The 15,325-nt window shown below is 59.6% G+C and carries 15 protein-coding genes; 8 read left to right on the top strand and 7 right to left on the bottom strand.

The annotated features are described in order from the left end of the window. Nucleotides 1-41: 41 nt before the first annotated feature. Complete coding sequence (locus KYT97_RS23745; protein ID WP_219110793.1) at nucleotides 42-1,115, bottom strand: ABC transporter substrate-binding protein; 1,074 nt, start codon at nucleotides 1,113-1,115, stop codon at nucleotides 42-44. A gap of 2,179 nt (nucleotides 1,116-3,294) precedes the next feature. Between KYT97_RS23745 and KYT97_RS23740 the strand changes: the two genes are divergently transcribed. Then, a complete protein-coding gene (locus KYT97_RS23740) occupies nucleotides 3,295-3,480 on the top strand; it encodes a hypothetical protein (protein ID WP_219110792.1) in 186 nt (61 codons plus the stop codon). Nucleotides 3,481-3,702: 222 nt separating this feature from the next. Here the strand turns inward: KYT97_RS23740 and KYT97_RS23735 are convergent, their stop codons facing one another. Both KYT97_RS23735 and KYT97_RS23730 read right to left on the bottom strand, forming a co-directional pair. After that, the gene (locus tag KYT97_RS23735; protein ID WP_219110791.1) at nucleotides 3,703-4,146 is read right to left on the bottom strand and encodes a cupin domain-containing protein; all 444 of its coding nucleotides are present in this window, start codon (nucleotides 4,144-4,146) and stop codon (nucleotides 3,703-3,705) included. Between the two features lie 45 nt (nucleotides 4,147-4,191). Then, nucleotides 4,192-4,686 (bottom strand): MaoC/PaaZ C-terminal domain-containing protein, encoded by a 495-nt coding sequence (locus KYT97_RS23730; RefSeq protein ID WP_219110790.1) that lies wholly within the window; start codon nucleotides 4,684-4,686, stop codon nucleotides 4,192-4,194. A gap of 273 nt (nucleotides 4,687-4,959) precedes the next feature. Here KYT97_RS23730 and KYT97_RS23725 point away from each other — a divergent pair, with 273 nt between their 5' ends. From KYT97_RS23725 to KYT97_RS23715, 3 genes are read left to right on the top strand one after another with little or no spacing between them, the layout of a single operon-like run. Beyond that, nucleotides 4,960-5,850, top strand: coding sequence for an HpcH/HpaI aldolase/citrate lyase family protein (locus tag KYT97_RS23725; RefSeq protein ID WP_219110789.1), 891 nt, complete (start codon nucleotides 4,960-4,962; stop codon nucleotides 5,848-5,850). 29 nt (nucleotides 5,851-5,879) lie between these two features. Beyond that, complete coding sequence (locus KYT97_RS23720; RefSeq protein ID WP_219110788.1) at nucleotides 5,880-6,347, top strand: MaoC family dehydratase; 468 nt, start codon at nucleotides 5,880-5,882, stop codon at nucleotides 6,345-6,347. Next, on the top strand, nucleotides 6,344-7,180 hold the full coding sequence (locus KYT97_RS23715) for a fumarylacetoacetate hydrolase family protein (protein WP_219110787.1): 837 nt from the start codon (nucleotides 6,344-6,346) through the stop codon (nucleotides 7,178-7,180). Before KYT97_RS23720 ends, KYT97_RS23715 begins: the two co-directional genes overlap by 4 nt. A gap of 104 nt (nucleotides 7,181-7,284) precedes the next feature. Here the strand turns inward: KYT97_RS23715 and KYT97_RS23710 are convergent, their stop codons facing one another. Genes KYT97_RS23710 through KYT97_RS23700 form a run of 3 tightly spaced genes read right to left on the bottom strand, consistent with a single transcriptional unit; the run spans nucleotide 7,285 to nucleotide 10,012 of the window. Beyond that, entirely contained in the window at nucleotides 7,285-8,382 is a 1,098-nt protein-coding gene (locus KYT97_RS23710) for an NADH:flavin oxidoreductase/NADH oxidase (RefSeq protein ID WP_219110786.1), read from the bottom strand. Nucleotides 8,383-8,404: 22 nt separating this feature from the next. Continuing rightward, nucleotides 8,405-8,806: a cupin domain-containing protein gene (locus tag KYT97_RS23705; protein WP_219110785.1), complete on the bottom strand. Its 402-nt coding sequence runs from the start codon at nucleotides 8,804-8,806 to the stop codon at nucleotides 8,405-8,407. 33 nt (nucleotides 8,807-8,839) lie between these two features. Beyond that, entirely contained in the window at nucleotides 8,840-10,012 is a 1,173-nt protein-coding gene (locus KYT97_RS23700) for an acyl-CoA dehydrogenase family protein (RefSeq protein ID WP_219110784.1), read from the bottom strand. A 196-nt stretch (nucleotides 10,013-10,208) separates the two neighbouring features. On the opposite strand from KYT97_RS23700, the gene KYT97_RS23695 reads away from it, so the two are divergent. Genes KYT97_RS23695 through KYT97_RS23685 form a run of 3 tightly spaced genes read left to right on the top strand, consistent with a single transcriptional unit; the run spans nucleotide 10,209 to nucleotide 12,478 of the window. Then, complete coding sequence (locus KYT97_RS23695; RefSeq protein WP_219110783.1) at nucleotides 10,209-10,550, top strand: DUF485 domain-containing protein; 342 nt, start codon at nucleotides 10,209-10,211, stop codon at nucleotides 10,548-10,550. Continuing rightward, nucleotides 10,543-12,129 (top strand): solute symporter family protein, encoded by a 1,587-nt coding sequence (locus KYT97_RS23690; protein WP_219110782.1) that lies wholly within the window; start codon nucleotides 10,543-10,545, stop codon nucleotides 12,127-12,129. The genes KYT97_RS23695 and KYT97_RS23690 overlap by 8 nt, the downstream gene beginning before the upstream one ends. A 28-nt stretch (nucleotides 12,130-12,157) precedes the next feature. After that, nucleotides 12,158-12,478 carry an EthD family reductase gene (locus KYT97_RS23685; protein ID WP_219110781.1) on the top strand — a complete coding sequence of 107 codons (321 nt, stop codon included), beginning with the start codon at nucleotides 12,158-12,160 and terminating at the stop codon, nucleotides 12,476-12,478. A 14-nt stretch (nucleotides 12,479-12,492) separates the two neighbouring features. Here the strand turns inward: KYT97_RS23685 and KYT97_RS23680 are convergent, their stop codons facing one another. After that, the gene (locus KYT97_RS23680) at nucleotides 12,493-13,356 is read right to left on the bottom strand and encodes an acyl-CoA thioesterase (RefSeq protein WP_219110780.1); all 864 of its coding nucleotides are present in this window, start codon (nucleotides 13,354-13,356) and stop codon (nucleotides 12,493-12,495) included. A gap of 171 nt (nucleotides 13,357-13,527) precedes the next feature. Here KYT97_RS23680 and KYT97_RS23675 point away from each other — a divergent pair, with 171 nt between their 5' ends. Next, nucleotides 13,528-15,324: an acetyl/propionyl/methylcrotonyl-CoA carboxylase subunit alpha gene (locus KYT97_RS23675; protein WP_219110779.1), complete on the top strand. Its 1,797-nt coding sequence runs from the start codon at nucleotides 13,528-13,530 to the stop codon at nucleotides 15,322-15,324. Nucleotide 15,325 lies beyond the last annotated feature (1 nt).

The raw sequence follows: 15,325 nt of genomic DNA, 5'->3' as shown, positions 1-15,325 counted from the left end.
CACTGCTCTGGCTGGCTGGCGTTTGAGTCGACCCCATTCGATTACTTGACGAGGTACTTTTCGGTTGTGTAGCTCCAGACAAAGTCTTCGCAATTCGTCGGCAGGTCTTCGGCGACAGCCTGGTCGGTTGCGGCCAGCCACTCAGCCGCATTCATGACGCCGTCACAGTTCATGCGCGCACCGAAGGTCTCGGGCGCAGTCTTGGCGAGTTCGCGAATCGTCTCGTCCGCTGTATTCGGCGCATACTTTTTAAAGATCGCGACCAGTTCCTGCTCGTTGGCAGGGTCGGCAGCCCAGTCGGATGCTTCCACCATCGCGTCGACAAACCTCTGGTACGCCTGCGGCTTCTTCTCCACAGCCGGTTCGGTCGCGAAGAAACCCGAACCGCTCCACGTGCTGAAGTACTTGTTTGTGTCCCCGGTCTGCAATGGCACTACCGGCACTGCAATTTTCCACACCTTTTCTACCTGTGTCGGACCGGGTTCGGTATTCACTGCAAAGTCGGCCTGCCCGTTCTGCATGGCCAGTGGCAACTGCGTCCCACCACCGAGTGGCAGGATGTCCACATCGTCCTTACTCATTCCGGCGTCTTGGAGCAATGAGAGTGCGACGTTGTAGTTGTCCGATCCCAGCGCGGTGACGCCTAAACGCTTTCCCTTCATACATTTGATCGGCTCGGGGTACGGCTTGTTGGCGTACGGGCAGTTAGCCATCACACTCTCGAGTCCGGATACCCCGTAGATCTGGTGCTGGATGTTTCCGATCAATTGAACGAAGGGAAGACCTCCCTTCGCATTCGATTGCATGATCGCGTTCGTCGTCAGTGTCACCACGTCGACGCTTCCACTCTGGGCTGCCGCGATCTGGGTGGGGCCTGTGGGAATATTAATTCGTTCGATCTCGAGGCCGTGGTCAGCGAAGATTCCCCGCTCTTCCGCTACGTATACCGGCGCTTCGAGCCACAGCCCCTCGTAGGTCGCAACCTTCAGATTTACGTTGCCGGAACCGTCCTCGCCGGACGAAACGCCGTTCGAGCAAGAAGTCGCCAAGAACAGCGATGTGAGTACGGCAACGGCGCCACCGGCGGCGCGCAGTTTTTGGGTTCGAGTCTTCACGTGGTTTCCCCTTCGGGCTCGAGGCAATGCCTGGCCACTTTAAAAAGCGATCGTTTGTTCGTCTTGTGATTAGTTTCACGTCACACATCGCTCATGTCAAGCCCTTGGGCGTTTCGGTTTTCAGCGGTACGTCATCACACAGGCATCACTTCGAACCGGAGAGTCAAACACCTCCGACTATCAAGATCGGTTGCCCCAGTCTTCGAAAGACGTTCTTGCACTGAACTTATAGGACTTGGAATGCTCGATTCGCTCCACGGGGCAGTGCATCCGGCACCCCCACTCCAGTGGTAGAAGCAAATTTCGCGTCGATTAGCAAGAAGGAAGCTTCCGCACACCGGGACGGAACCAGCCCTCAGCATTTCGAAGCAATGAGTTGCACCACAACTTGACCGCGCATCTCGCCGGAACTCTCAGCTTTTCAAACACGATCTCGGTCCTCGGCGCCTCTCGCGCCGCCACCGATCAAATCGTTGCCGGCCGAAGCCATTCTCCTGCACGGGAGAGAGGAGATGCCATAGCCGCGTGACACCACATTGACTGGCCAATCGAGACAGAGAGATCTTCAACGCCGTGCGGAATAGTTCATCACCGTAACAATGAACCGCCGTCAAATGCCGCCTGTCGGCGCCGCGTCGGGACCTACAGAGATGACAAGACTCATGTATATCTCAGCCCGACAACAGCATTGAAAAACACGGCGATATCAAGGGCAGTCCACGTCGCGGCATTCGCCACGATGTTCATTCTCGGGACTCACCAGGTGCAATGTCTACGAACGCAGCGACGCTTGATGGGGCCTGTCGGACTGAACGTGGATATACTGAACGAACCACTCGGGGGTTCGAAGCGAAGGCGATACGTTTCCCATACTCGAACGGGACTGGCTACCAACGTCCCTCATTCCGTAATATCTGATCGCCAGTCTGCATATGAGGACTTCCCGATCGATATCGACAGTCTCAACTCCGGCTTACGAATGCAAGCTGCGCCGGTTCCCATATTCTGCATTCCTTGCAGAATAAGTACCTGTATGCATATTGGCCCGACCTGCCCGCATGTCCCGATTAGCCGGTCAACAGGCATGCACCAATCCTTCCTATACAAACTCGTAAACCATTGCTGGACAATGTATATGAGAGATTCTCGATCGAATCGCTTCCCGTGCCGGAATGTGCGATAGCTCCGGAGAGTGACGGCATTGGACAGTGCATGGACGGCCAGCAACCCTCGCAGTCGCGAGTCGATCGAATAGCCGACAATCTTTGCTCGAACATACGTCCTTGATCACGCACAAGTACATCTTCCGGTGTCAGTCCAGTGTTCGGTAATGTCTACGCCACAACGGGTTCAGATTATTTGCCGTGAGCTTCCAGCCACGAGATCGTCATGAACCGCTGAGCCCGACCGCCTGTTCAGCCCTCGCTTCTTCCCGAACACCCACCAGATACGTTTCTACAAGCACAACCGCGCGATTCGATTCTCGCCGTCGATGATGCCTTGCCCAGATAATTCGTCGGCGATGAATCGGTGTCCGAAACCTGACTCCGCGACAGAACGAATCTAGCGGACCGCTTGAAAATTCTTATGTCCCCAAATCTTCCCCGCGACACTGCCGTTGCAGTAATTCGACGGATCAGCCTTCCCTGGTCGGCCGAAACAACAGTCGTCGTAGTCGACCTTGTTCAGGGAATGCGCCCCTGAACAAGTTGAGTTGAAGCGGAGATCTTCAGTGCGATAGCACAGTTCGTGCGGAGCACACAGTTCTGACCAGTTCGAGTTCGGCCATCGTTCCGAGCCGAATCGTCGACGGTCTGGGACCGACGCGGCGGACCGTCTGACTCTGGGGCCCCCTGACAGTCCTCCCTATCTATTGCCGATTGCCGAATTTATGACCTCCCCAACACCCAAGTCGCGATAGCGCAGCGCAGATATCACGCGCAGATCTTCGGACCGTTGCCTCGCGAGGTCGAGGGATTCATGTTCAACCGCGTTCAAGGACGATTCCCAAGCAAGGCGTGCGGTGTACTGCGCAACGTCATGGAATCTGACAGCGACGAAATGTTCCGGAGTGGTTGGGCCAGCACTGGAGTGTTGTAGGTCTTTCGAGACAGTCGACCTGAATACACGAGGCAGAATCTAGTCTCACGCCAAGAAACGCGGACGTACATACGCGCGAATGGGTACGGACCGCGGTCAAAACGACCATGCGGAAACCGAATTGGTTGCTCGCACTGTCACCGAAGGTCACGCATTGCTCACTGTCGACGTCTGGGACAAGCGGTTGGCTGGCGTGACGACAGTTGATCCGTCTGAGATCACTGCATATGAGCGGTTCCGAACCTCAACAGACAAGAATCGATGATCCGAGTGCCTGGAGCCGGGAATTTCTGCCCGCGTTGCCAAGTTACGCGAACAGACCCGCGTCTTTATCCGGCTCTTCACACAATTTGCCACTCGATTCACACAATGCTGGTGTGCTCGGCGCTGGCGTGCTCGGCAAGTCGGTCATCCATCGGCGCCGGCTGTGCAGAGCACGCCAGATCCATATCAAGAGTGTGTCAAACCGCGTTTCCGAACGTGCCTGTCAGTGTGCCCCGCTCGGTGCCACGCGCGTGTATCCGACAAGAACGTCGTCCTCGATGTCAGGCAGATTGACCACAATGTTCTCGGGTGTGCGGGTGGTCAGCCAGATCAGTTCCTCAGTGGTGCTCATGTTCACTTCGACATGCGGCATGAAAGGTGGGACAAAGACGAAGTCGCCTTCGGCCATGTCGATGTATTCGCTGTAGTTCTCGCCGAAGTAGATTCGCGCGCTACCGGTTAGTACGTAGCCGCCAGTTTCCGCTTCACCGTGATGATGTGGGAGTGAACGGTAGCCAGGTTCGTTGAAGACTTTTCCGAACCAGATTTTGGTAGCGGGTGTGTGTTGGGTGCTGACTCCGGAGACGCGAACGGCTCCCCCGGACTGTCCGGTGTTGCGCTCTTCCTCGCCTTTGCGTGTGACCACGGGCTTGTCGTGCTGTGCCATTTCTACTCCTCTTCGAACATGCAACAGTGACTGTTGGGGTATCTGTCAGGGGTGCTCGGGCTGCCGACGCACCATGAAGGAGCTTCGGAACGTCATCACGACCTCTCCCTTCTGATTGACAACTCGGTAGGAAAACGTCCAGATACCTTGATTCAGCTTTTTCGTCGGCCTACCGACAATCAGTTCGGCTTCGGGTCGGAGAGTGTCGCCGATAACTACCGGCTGCAGCGCTCGCACTTCGTCGAGACCAAGCCATGCAACAACATTGGTGAAGTATCCGGTCTGAGTGATCAAACCAAGTGCCAATGAGAGGGTGAACGGCCCATGCGCAATTCGCTGGCCGAACTGCGTGGTCGACGCATATTCCTCGTCGAGGTGGAGCGAGACGATGTCGCCGGTGAGGCCAGCCCAGTTCACCAAATGAGCGCTGGTCACTGTCATACCAGGGCCTTGCACGATGTCGCCGACATTCAGGTCGTTCCACCAACGTTCAGGCTGCCCGAGTAAGCGGGGTGCGATGCCTGTTGGATGAGTTGTCATTGATGCTCCTCATAGCGCCGGGTGCACTGATCATGTTAACGTACGAGCGATTGTTCGTTTAAGGTTACGGGTGATGAACTCGCAGGTCAACCATTTCCATCGGCCGCCGGGAGGTAGTAAATGTGGTCCAGGCCACCTACCTCGGATTTCGATCCCCAACTGTGCGTACAGCGACCAGTTTCCACTGTCGAGCGATGCAACTTCCTGGTCCCGGAACCAGTCATGACACTCCGGCAACCGTGTTGCCGGGCCCGATTATCGAGTGAGGATTCAATGCGCCCTCTACGTTCTCTGTTGTTTGTGCCCGCCCACCGAGAAGGCTGGGCGGACAAAGCAGTCCGCGCCGGTGCCGACGCGGTAATTCTCGACCTCGAGGACTCGGTCCCACCCGGCCTCAAGGATCAAGCTCGCATCGTTGCGGCCGCTACGATCGACTCGCTGCGGACAACCAATCCCGATGTAACAGTGCTGGTTCGACCCAATGCTCTCGACACCGAGTACTTCGGAAAGGATCTCGCCGCCGTAGTGCGACCAGGACTCGACGGATTGTTACTCCCGAAGGTGTACGGGGCGCGCGAAGTCCTCGATTTCGCGGCACTGCTCACGCACTTCGAAATCGAAGCCTGTCTACCCAAGGGCTGCACCGAGGTCATACCTACGCTGGAGACAGCGAAATCGCTCGTGAATTGCGAAGAGATCGCGGCAGCACATCCCCGAGTAGCGTCACTGATGGTCGCCGCCGCGCGCGACGCCGACGTCTCCCGGGAAGTTGGCTTCGAATGGACCGCTGAAGGTTTGGAAACCCTGCACTACCGCAGTAAAGCAGTCCTTGCCTGCCGAGCTGCCGGCTTAGCGCACCCGATTGTCGGGCTATGGCAGGAAATCGCTGACCTGGACGGCCTTCGGCAGTTCGCGGAGGGCAACCGTCGACTCGGCTTCGCTGGGCAGGTCCTCATCCATCCTTCGCACATCGAGACCGTAAACGACGTGTACGCACCTAATCCGGAGATTGTCGACCGCTTCCGCCGCATGATCGAGGCTTTCGAAAAAGCTCAGGCCAACGGACAGGCCGCGGCACTCTTCGAGGGAGAGCACGTCGACATCGCACACGTCAAAACCGCCCGCGGCGTGGTTGCCCTCGCCGAATCCATCAACAATCGCTGACCACCAACACCACGTAAGGACGAAATCCCATGACTGGACTGTATTTCGAAGAGCTCGAGCCCGGACTCACAATCGAGCACGGAGTCACCCGAACGGTGACCGAGACCGACAACCTACTTTTCACGACACTGACAATGAACGTACAGCCCTTGCACCTCGATGCCGAATTCGCAAAGGACAGCATCTACGGCGAACGGATCGTCAACAGCGTCTTCACGCTCGGCGTCGTTGTCGGCATTCCGGTGCAGGAAACCACTCTGGGCACCACATTAGGCAACCTCGGTTTCGAGGAAATCGCTTTCCCTGCACCAGTTCTCATAGGTGACACGCTACGTGTCGAGACCGAAATCCTGTCGCGGCGAGAGTCGAAATCGCGCCCCGACACCGGGATCGTACGGTTCGAGCACCGCGGCTTCAACCAGCAGGGCAAGCTTGTCTGCCGAGTGCAGCGATCCGGGTTGATGGTCAAGAAGCCGGCCGAGGTCACGGCCTCATGAAGCTCGCCACTCTGCGTCGAGACGGCAGCACAGTCGCCGTGCGCGTCGACGGTAATGCTGCAGTCGCAATCACTCCGTACAGCAATGTATCTGAGCTGTTGCGCAACCCGAACTGGCGCGCGCTCGCCACAGGCGCAACGGGACCGACGGTCCCGATGGGCGATGCCGATTACGCACCGGTTGTTCCGGCGCCGACGAAGATCGTCTGTGTCGGTCTGAACTATGCGAATCACATCGAGGAGATGGGTCGCACTCGGCCCGAGTACCCCACATTGTTCGCGAAGTTCCCCGAAGCGTTGATCGGCGCCCACGACAACATCGAAGTACCCGCGTACGCCGACCAGCAGATCGATTGGGAGGGTGAACTCGCCGTCGTCGTCGGACGCACAGCGACTGCGGTATCCGAGGACGTAGCCACCGACTACATCGCCGGATACACAGTCGCCAATGACGTCAGCATGCGGGACTACCAAAACCGGACTCCTCAGTGGTTGCAGGGGAAGACATTCGAAAAGACCTGCCCTCTCGGCCCGGTTCTCGTGACATCAGACGAGTTCGTCGACGGAGCATCCCTGACGACGTCGGTCGACGGAGAGATCAAACAGCAAGACTCGACGAGCGATCTGGTGTTCACCCCTGCCAAGTTGATCGAGTACATATCCCACATCGTGACCTTGCAGGCCGGAGACGTCATCCTGACAGGCACTCCCGGAGGTGTCGGTCATGCCAACCACACCTACCTCAGTGACGGATCTACGCTGGTGACCTCGATCAACGGGCTGGGGACGCTCCGCAATACGGTGCGGGTCCACGCGACGGTTCCGGTGAACTAACCTGCCGCGTCCGCAAATGAAGCGCCGGTTCATTCTCCCCGAGGGGCATGAACCGGCGCTTCATTCTGCTGTTCTCGGGTTGAGCCGATCGGGCGCCACCTGATTCAGGGGATACTTCCGCGGTACTTCGCGGATCGGTACGGCATCGGCCACCGGATCTCGGCGCCGAGTTCCTTCGCCGCCTTGAGCGGCCAAAACGGTTCGCGCAACAGAGCACGACCGAGAAATACCGCGTCAGCGGATCCGTCGACCAGCACCTGCTCGGCCTGCGCCGAGTCGGTGATCAATCCGACCGCCGCAACTGGAATCGGCGACGCCTCGCGGATATGCCGCGCGAGGGGCACCTGGTAGCCCGGTCCAACAGTGATCTGTTGCTCAGGTGTCAATCCGCCGCTGGATACATCGATGAGATCGACACCAAATCCGGTCAAGGTCTGGGCCAGTGCTGCGCTGTCATCGACTGTCCAACCTCCCTCCGCCCAGTCGGTTGCCGAGATGCGGACGAATACTGGCCGGTCCTGCGGCCAAACGGCGCGTACCGCGGACACGATCTCGCGCAGCAGGCGCGTCCGACGGTGGAAGTCCCCACCGTATTCGTCGTCACGTAGATTCGACAGCGGTGAGAGAAACTGGTGGATCAAATATCCGTGCGCGGCGTGGATCTCCACAACCTCGAACCCTGCCCGATCGGCACGCCGGGCAGAATCGGCGAAAGCTGAGACCAGTTCGCCGATCTCGTGCTCCGACATAGCAACAGGGCCGGCCAGGTCTCCCGAGGCCACAGCGGACGGAGCTAGGGTAGACCATCCTCCGCTCTCAGGTGCAAGCGACGCGCCACCCTCCCACGGCAATTGTGTGGAGGCTTTGCGACCGGCGTGTGCGAGCTGGATACCAGGCACTGCACCCTGGTCTGCGATGAATCGGTTGATACGGGCGAAGGCGTCGACCTGCTTGTCGTTCCACAACCCGGTGTCGCCGAGGCTAATTCGGCCCTCGGGGGTCACGGCGGTCGCTTCAGTCAGGACGAGTCCCGCGCCTCCCTTGGCAAACGCTCCGAGGTGGACGATATGCCAGTCGTTCGGAACACCGTCGGTGGCCGAGTACTGGCACATCGGCGCCACCCAGATCCGATTCTCGAACGTCAGCCCACGGAGGGTGAACGGCGAAAACAGGTGTGTGTAACGAATTTTGGTGCTAGTCATGCCCGTCCTTCGCTTCGTGGAGTCACTCGAGGGTCGAGCCTGCATTCGGTCCTTCCAGGAACTTGTTAGGGGTCAGGAAGAAGCACAGCACCAGTGCGCCGTTCGGCGCGGAAGCTCGGTGTTGGTTGCCCTGTGGGCGCCAGGAGAAATTACCGACCGTGGTTTCGCCTTCCTCGTCCACGATGCTCCCTTCGAGCACCCAAGTCTGCTCGATTCGCACGTGTTCGTGTAGCGGCAGAACTGATCCGGGCTGCCACCGGAACAGGGCAGTGAGGAGGCCTGACTCTTCGTCTTTGAGCAGCACCTTGATGTCAATCCCGTCGTAGCCGGAGGGACGCCATGGCAAGGCGTCAACATTGACATATCGAGAGGCCAAGGGGGGCAGCGAGTTCAATTCGTCGGCAAACGGGGTGATGGCAGTCATGTCGTGTTCGCTTTCTTTGGTTGGGTCAGGGGGTCAGAACGATCGAGGCAATCCGAGATACTTCTCGCCAATGTGATTGCGCAGCATCTCGTTGGTCAACGGCGCGAAGGTATAGAGGCGCGCATCACGGAACAAACGTTCCATGGGGTATTCCTTGCTGAAGCCTGATCCTCCCATCAGACGCATACCGGCGTCGGTCACTGCGACAGCTGCGTCGGATGCCGCGACTTTGGCCATGGCGCTGAGGATGTCGGCTCGTGCTCCCGAAGCGGTGGCATCGGCAGCCTGGAGCATCAATGCGCGGGCGGCTTCGATCTGGATTGCACCGTCGACCAACCTGTGCTGGCCGGCCTGGAAGCTACCGACTGGGCGTCCGAAAACCTGGCGTTGACGGCCGTAGTCGACCGCGGCTTCCAGGGCGCCGCGAGCAATTCCCAGTGCGGCAGCCGCTGCGTTGAGGCGCTCCCCGTTGAGGGTCCCGAGTACCTGCCGGAATCCTCGGTCAGCCTGCCCAAGGACAGACGATTCGTCGAGTTCGACTCCGTCGAAGATAATCTCGCACGTATCGAGGCTGTGGATCGCGAAAGTGTCGAGCTCTCGTATTGTGATCCCCGTTGCGTCAGTGGGGACCACGAACATGGTGATGCCATCGATCGTGGACGTCTCCGAAACGCTCGTTCGCGCGAGAACGATCAGGTTTGTCGCGTTCTTCGGGCCGGAAATCCAGGTCTTGGCGCCGTCGAGAATCCAACGACCTCCTTCAACACGTCTTGCACGAGTTCGCATCACGCGAGCGACGTCGGTACCCCCGTCGGGTTCGGTCAATGCAAACGCAACCCGCTCCCGGCCGTCCAGCAACGGCGCGAGTACGTCGCGGCGTTGGTTGTCGGTGCCGTACTCGCTGAGCAACCCGACACCCATATATTGCACGACCAGGCAGACGGCCATCGAGGTCGGGCCGGCGGCGAGTTCTTCGAGGACAACGATCTGGTTGCGCGGATCGGCCCCGTGGGTGCTACCGACCTGTGCGTCAAGTCCGATGAGCCCCGCTTCTCCCAGTGCTCGATACAGCGCGAGGTCGAACATGTTGGCGATGTCGCATTCGCGGACCCTCTCCGGCGGCGCGTGACGGTTGACGATGTCACGCACCATCTCGCGCAGGTCTGCTTGTGCCGTGGTATCCGCCTGGGTACCAATTCCGGTCATGGGACTCCTCGACTCTGCCGGGCAACCCTCCGGTCATCTGGCCTCCTTGCGACAATACAAACTAACGCACGTTTTTCCAAGGTTGCATTCTACGAGAGCGCACCATTAGATAAACAAACACCCGTTCGTTTATGATTTGTGATGTGCATTACAGCGCGAATCTCGCGGTGGCACATCGGACGAAAAAGGAATGGCCATGCTTCACAACGACACTGGCGTCGATTGGAGTCGACTCTGGAGCGACTCGGCGATGCTACGGCTACGGCGTGATCGACGAAGATTCTTCACCACCGCCTGGACAATATTCGGGACAGCGTTCGGTGCTCTTGTCGGCGCGGCGGCGTTCGCGCCGGACCTGGTCGCAACGCGCCCTGTTCACGGACTCAGCGTCGGCCTGATGCTCTCGGGCCTTTACGTCGTCACCGTCATGTGCCTGGGTGCCTGGTATGTGCGCCGCGCACGTCACTGGGACCACCTCGCCGCAGCTGTACTGCAATCACCCGCGGCCGCAGGGAGCGAGGTAAGCGACAATGTCTGACGGATTCAACACTACCGCCGTTGTAGTCAGCATCCTGCTGCTCGGCACAACTTTCGTCGCGACCTACTTCGCTTCTCGACGAACCCGGACGTCTGCGGAATTCTGGACCGCTGGAGGTGCGATGTCCGGTCGCCAGAACGGCATCGCCATTGCCGGCGACTTCCTTTCCTCCGCTTCGCTTCTCGGCTATGCCGGCCTTGCCTACCTCTACGGTATGGATGGCATCGTGTACGCAATTTTCGCGTGCGGGATCTTCCTCATGGTTTTGTTTCTCATCGCCGAGAAACTGAGAAACCTAGGGCGATTCACATTTGCGGACGCCCTCGCCACCAGGCTTCGATCCGGACCGGTGCGCGTCGTCTCCGCGATCTCTACGCTCTTCATCTGTGTCTTCTACCTTCTGGCGCAGATGGTTGCCGGTGGCGTACTGATGGAAGCGCTGGCGGGAATCGACTTCTCGTGGGGCGTCATCATCGCGGCGGTACTGATGCTGACCTACGTGCTCTTCGGTGGCATGCTCGCGACGACATGGCTGCAGATCATCAAGGCCGTCGCGCTGATGGCCGTCGTTGCACTCCTGGTGATTCTCGTGCTGATCAGGATCGACCCCAACCCGCTCAACATCGTCGAACAGGCCATCTCGCAGAGCAGTCTCGGTGATGACTACCTGGCTACCGGTAATTCGTTCAACGGCTCGTGGAATATTGTGTCGATGGCTGTCGCGGTGACGCTTTCAGCGGTGGGCCTGCCACACGTTCTGATGCGGTTCTTCACCGTCCCTGATGCCATCGAGGCACGCAAATCAGCTGTGTGGGCGATCAGCCTGATCGGCGGCTTCAACGTGCTCATCGCATTCCTCGGCCTTTCTGCCCGTGCAGCGCTCGGATCCGGCGGAGAAGAGATCGCAGGCAAGGGAGGAAACCTTGCCCTACCTGCACTGACCGTATGGCTCGGTGGTGGTGACGGTTTCGCGGCCGACTTGCTGCTCGCACTTGTGGTCGCGGTGTCTATCGCGACGCTGCTCGCGGTGTCGGCGGGTCTGGTTCTGAGTGCGTCGAGCGCCGTGGCTCACGACTTGTGGTCCAAGACGTTCCATCGGTCCGAAAGTGAAGAGATGACGGTCGGCCGCGTCGCCGCCGTTGCCCTGGTGATCATCACTGTTGGTGCCACACTGGCAATCGGCGGTACCCAGAACGTGACGTTCCTGGCGACCCTTGCCACCTCCACTGCCGCGAGTGCAAATTTTCCTGTCCTGATCATGACGTTGTTGTGGCGACGAATGCGGACGCTCGGCGCGGTGATCGGTGCACTGTCGGGCCTACTATCTGCACTCGCGTTGATCCTCACCGGGCCGCTCGTGTGGCCGAGTCTTGCGCCGTTGTTGTCAGATTCATTGTCAACAGTCGCACCATTCCCGCTGGCCTTCCCGATTCTGCTGTCGGTCCCCGCCGGATTCCTCGGTTGCATCGTGGGTAGTTATCTCAGTCGCGAAGAGGCAAACGATGCCGCTTACGACGAATTGCAGGTACGCGCGCTGACTGGCGCAGGACTCGACAAGACCAAAACCCTCGAACATTGATCCACGTTAACTTCGATCAAGGAGAGACATGTCTGTCAAAGTTGTAGCACTGATCAAGGCTCATCCCGATGTCACCACCGAGGACTTCCTCCGTCATTGGCAGGTCGAACATCCGAAGTTCGTATGGGAGCTACCCGAACTCGAGCGATACGTACAGAACCCGGCGATCGAGCATCGCAAATCGTGGCCGTTCGACGGTATGGCCGAGCTGTACTTCCCGTCGGTCGAGGCGGTTGCAGTCGCATTCACTACCCCAGCAGCCGACGCCCTGCGTGAACACGAGGAGAAGTTCATCGGTGAACTCACGTGGTTTCTCGCGGACGAGGTGCCGGTCGAGCGGCTCGACTGAGAATACGGGTCCCATCAAGGCTCGCGGAGTAGTCCTTCTTGAGTCGCCGACGCGACGCGGTGGCCGGTCGAGAGGGTGTAAGTGCACTCGCACAATGCCCGGCCGCCGGTGGCGATCGGACTGACTTGACGGCACAAAAGCCAATCGTCGACCCGCACAGGTCGATGAAACCACATGGCATGGTCGAGGCTGGCGCCGGCGATGATCCGGTTTCCGTACCAGGATCGACCGTGGGGCATCAAGGATGGATCGAGAAGCGTCAGATCCGATACGTACGTCAAGAGTGCCGCATGCAGCAGCGGGTCATTCGGTACCACACCGGCCGCACGAACCCAGTAGTCCTGCAATGGGTCTCGAACTTCACCCGATGCAAGAGCTGTGGGGTGATCGACGAATCGGATGTCGAAAGGATGCATGTCCGCCCACCAAGGTGGCAACGAATCCAGTTCGGGTCGCAGTCGTTCCCCCAGCAGTGGCAGCGAGTGCGGTGGTGGAGTGAACGAACTTTCGATCCGCTCGTGGTCGAGGCCACTCTGCTCCGTCGTGAAGGACAACTGAACAGCGGCGAGAACCGCACCTGCTTGCGTTGCAGTGACTGCGCGCGCGCTGAACGAACGACCGTCGCGCAGTTCGGCGACGTCAAAAGTGACAGGGACCGTCGAGTCACCGCCACGAAGAAAGAGCGCGTGCATCGAATGCAGGTTGCGGTCGGATGGCACGGTCCGTCCGGACGCCATGACTGCTTGGGCGAGGACATACCCGCCAAAGAGTCGTGGCAGGGCACGCTCTGTGGTCGGACCGATGAATCGGCCGACATGCGTACGTTCGACGTCGAGTGCCTGGATCAGGGATTCAAGCTGTGCACTGGAAGTTGTCACCGGCGCTTTCTCCTCGTGCGTATTGGTCCGTGAAGTGCATTGACCTGTGTTGCTGGGAACTGTACCGTAAGTACAAACGTACGCTCGTTTGTTTAAGGCGAGTGTTGACTTTCAACCCCGAGGCAGCGAAATGCACTGCCGACGAACGTTTTCGAATTAAGGAGTCCGGGCATGTTGTCCAAGGTCCTCATTGCCAATCGTGGCGAAATCGCGGCCCGCATCATCCGCACATGCGCTGAAGAGGGAATCGCAAGCGTCGCAGTCTATTCGGAGGCTGATGCGAATGCGCTGCATGTTCGTCTGGCCGACGAAGCGGTGTTGCTCGGCGCGGCAGCCGCCGGCGAATCCTACCTGGCCATCGACAAGATCATCGACGCAGCGAAGAGCGTCGATGCACAGGCGATCCACCCCGGATACGGATTCCTTGCCGAGAATGCAACATTCGCGAAGGCCGTCGAGGATGCCGGCCTGGTCTTCATCGGTCCACCATCGTCGGCAATCGAGGTGATGGGCTCGAAGATCGCCGCCCGTGAGATCGCTGCCGAAGCCCAGGTGCCGCAGGTTCCGGGTTCGCAAAGCACGATCACCTCAGCCGCGGATGTCATCGCGTTCGGCACCGAGCACGGCTATCCTGTCGCGATCAAAGCCACCTACGGCGGCGGTGGTCGCGGCATGCGCACCGTCGCTTCGGCCGACGAGGCCGAATCCGCATTTGCGGCCGCCAAACAAGAATCCGCGGCAGCATTCGGACGCGACGACGTCTACCTCGAGCGCTACCTGTCGTCCGCCCGCCACGTCGAGGTTCAGGTCTTCGCAGACAAACACGGCAATACAGTGTGGATCGGTGACCGTGACTGCTCGGTACAGCGCCGCCACCAGAAGCTGATCGAGGAAGCGCCGGCGCCAGGGCTGTCCGACGAACTACGCCGCGCCATGGGCGAGGCGTCGGTACGGCTGGCCGAGAAAGTCGGATATGTCGGCGCTGGAACGGTCGAGTTCCTCGTCGAGGCGGAGCAGGACCGATTCTATTTCCTGGAGATGAACACTCGTATCCAGGTCGAACACCCCGTCACCGAGATGACTCTCGGACTTGATCTGGTCGCCGAACAGTTGGCTGTCGCCGCCGGCGAACCGCTCTCTATCACCGAGTCCGGCTCGACTCCTCGCGGCCACGCGATCGAGGTTCGTGTCAACGCCGAGGACACGGGCGGTGCCCTGTTCATGCCCAGCCCCGGGCCGATCAGCACTCTGACGGCTCCGACGCGCACCGGTGTTCGCTGGGACGGCGGATACGAGTCCGGTGACGAGGTACAGCCCTACTACGACAGCCTCGTCGGCAAACTGATCGTCTGGGCGCCCACCCGTGACCGAGCGCTGGACAGACTGGCTCTGGCGCTGGACGAACTTGTCATCGACGGAGTTCCGACGACCGTTCCGGCTGCACGAGCGATAATCGCGCACAAGGACTTTCGCAACGTCACGATGCATACCAACTGGCTCGAGCGCGACATCGACCTCGCTTCCTTGCTTCCGGCGGTGAAAGAACCTGTCGACATCGACGACGAGGTCGAGGTCGCCCTGCCACGGAACGAGGTTTGGGTGGGCGAGCGCCGCTATGTCATCCCGTTCTTCGCCGGTACCAGTGCCCTGGCCTCTTCGGCCGACGCAATCCCCGCACCGGGTCCTCGCCGCGCGGCCAGCAGCGGTCCACGAAAGAAGCGCGCTGGAGGGGGCGGAGCAGCCAGCGGGGAAATCAAGAGCCCGATGCAGGGCACCGTCGCACAGATCGACGTCGAGGTCGGGGCACAGGTCGAGGCCGGACAGATCCTCATGGTCCTCGAAGCGATGAAGATGCAGAATCCCATCCGCGCCACCATCACCGGCATCGTCGAGTCTTTGGCCGTCACGGTTGGTCAGGTCGTCGGAGCGGGCATCGCACTGGCCACGGTCGTCGCAGCAGGTGAGTGAC

It is taken from the genome of Rhodococcus globerulus (assembly GCF_019334125.1).
In the GTDB taxonomy this organism is placed as follows: Bacteria; Actinomycetota; Actinomycetes; order Mycobacteriales; family Mycobacteriaceae; genus Rhodococcus_F; species Rhodococcus_F globerula.
The sequence above is the reverse complement of the archived record's forward strand: the minus strand, read 5'-3'. Positions and strand labels throughout refer to the sequence as shown.

What these genes read in the sequence shown, in the direction of transcription:
- KYT97_RS23710 (WP_219110786.1), bottom strand. Translation starts at nt 8,382, where the DNA reads ATGACTAGCACCAAAATTCGTTACACACACCTGTTTTCGCCGTTCACC.
- KYT97_RS23720 (WP_219110788.1), top strand. Translation starts at nt 5,880, where the DNA reads ATGACTGGACTGTATTTCGAAGAGCTCGAGCCCGGACTCACAATCGAG.
- KYT97_RS23685 (WP_219110781.1), top strand. Translation starts at nt 12,158, where the DNA reads ATGTCTGTCAAAGTTGTAGCACTGATCAAGGCTCATCCCGATGTCACC.
- KYT97_RS23735 (WP_219110791.1), bottom strand. Translation starts at nt 4,146, where the DNA reads ATGGCACAGCACGACAAGCCCGTGGTCACACGCAAAGGCGAGGAAGAG.
- KYT97_RS23730 (WP_219110790.1), bottom strand. Translation starts at nt 4,686, where the DNA reads ATGACAACTCATCCAACAGGCATCGCACCCCGCTTACTCGGGCAGCCT.
- KYT97_RS23715 (WP_219110787.1), top strand. Translation starts at nt 6,344, where the DNA reads ATGAAGCTCGCCACTCTGCGTCGAGACGGCAGCACAGTCGCCGTGCGC.
- KYT97_RS23725 (WP_219110789.1), top strand. Translation starts at nt 4,960, where the DNA reads ATGCGCCCTCTACGTTCTCTGTTGTTTGTGCCCGCCCACCGAGAAGGC.
- KYT97_RS23705 (WP_219110785.1), bottom strand. Translation starts at nt 8,806, where the DNA reads ATGACTGCCATCACCCCGTTTGCCGACGAATTGAACTCGCTGCCCCCC.
- KYT97_RS23690 (WP_219110782.1), top strand. Translation starts at nt 10,543, where the DNA reads ATGTCTGACGGATTCAACACTACCGCCGTTGTAGTCAGCATCCTGCTG.
- KYT97_RS23700 (WP_219110784.1), bottom strand. Translation starts at nt 10,012, where the DNA reads ATGACCGGAATTGGTACCCAGGCGGATACCACGGCACAAGCAGACCTG.
- KYT97_RS23675 (WP_219110779.1), top strand. Translation starts at nt 13,528, where the DNA reads ATGTTGTCCAAGGTCCTCATTGCCAATCGTGGCGAAATCGCGGCCCGC.
- KYT97_RS23695 (WP_219110783.1), top strand. Translation starts at nt 10,209, where the DNA reads ATGCTTCACAACGACACTGGCGTCGATTGGAGTCGACTCTGGAGCGAC.
- KYT97_RS23740 (WP_219110792.1), top strand. Translation starts at nt 3,295, where the DNA reads ATGGGTACGGACCGCGGTCAAAACGACCATGCGGAAACCGAATTGGTT.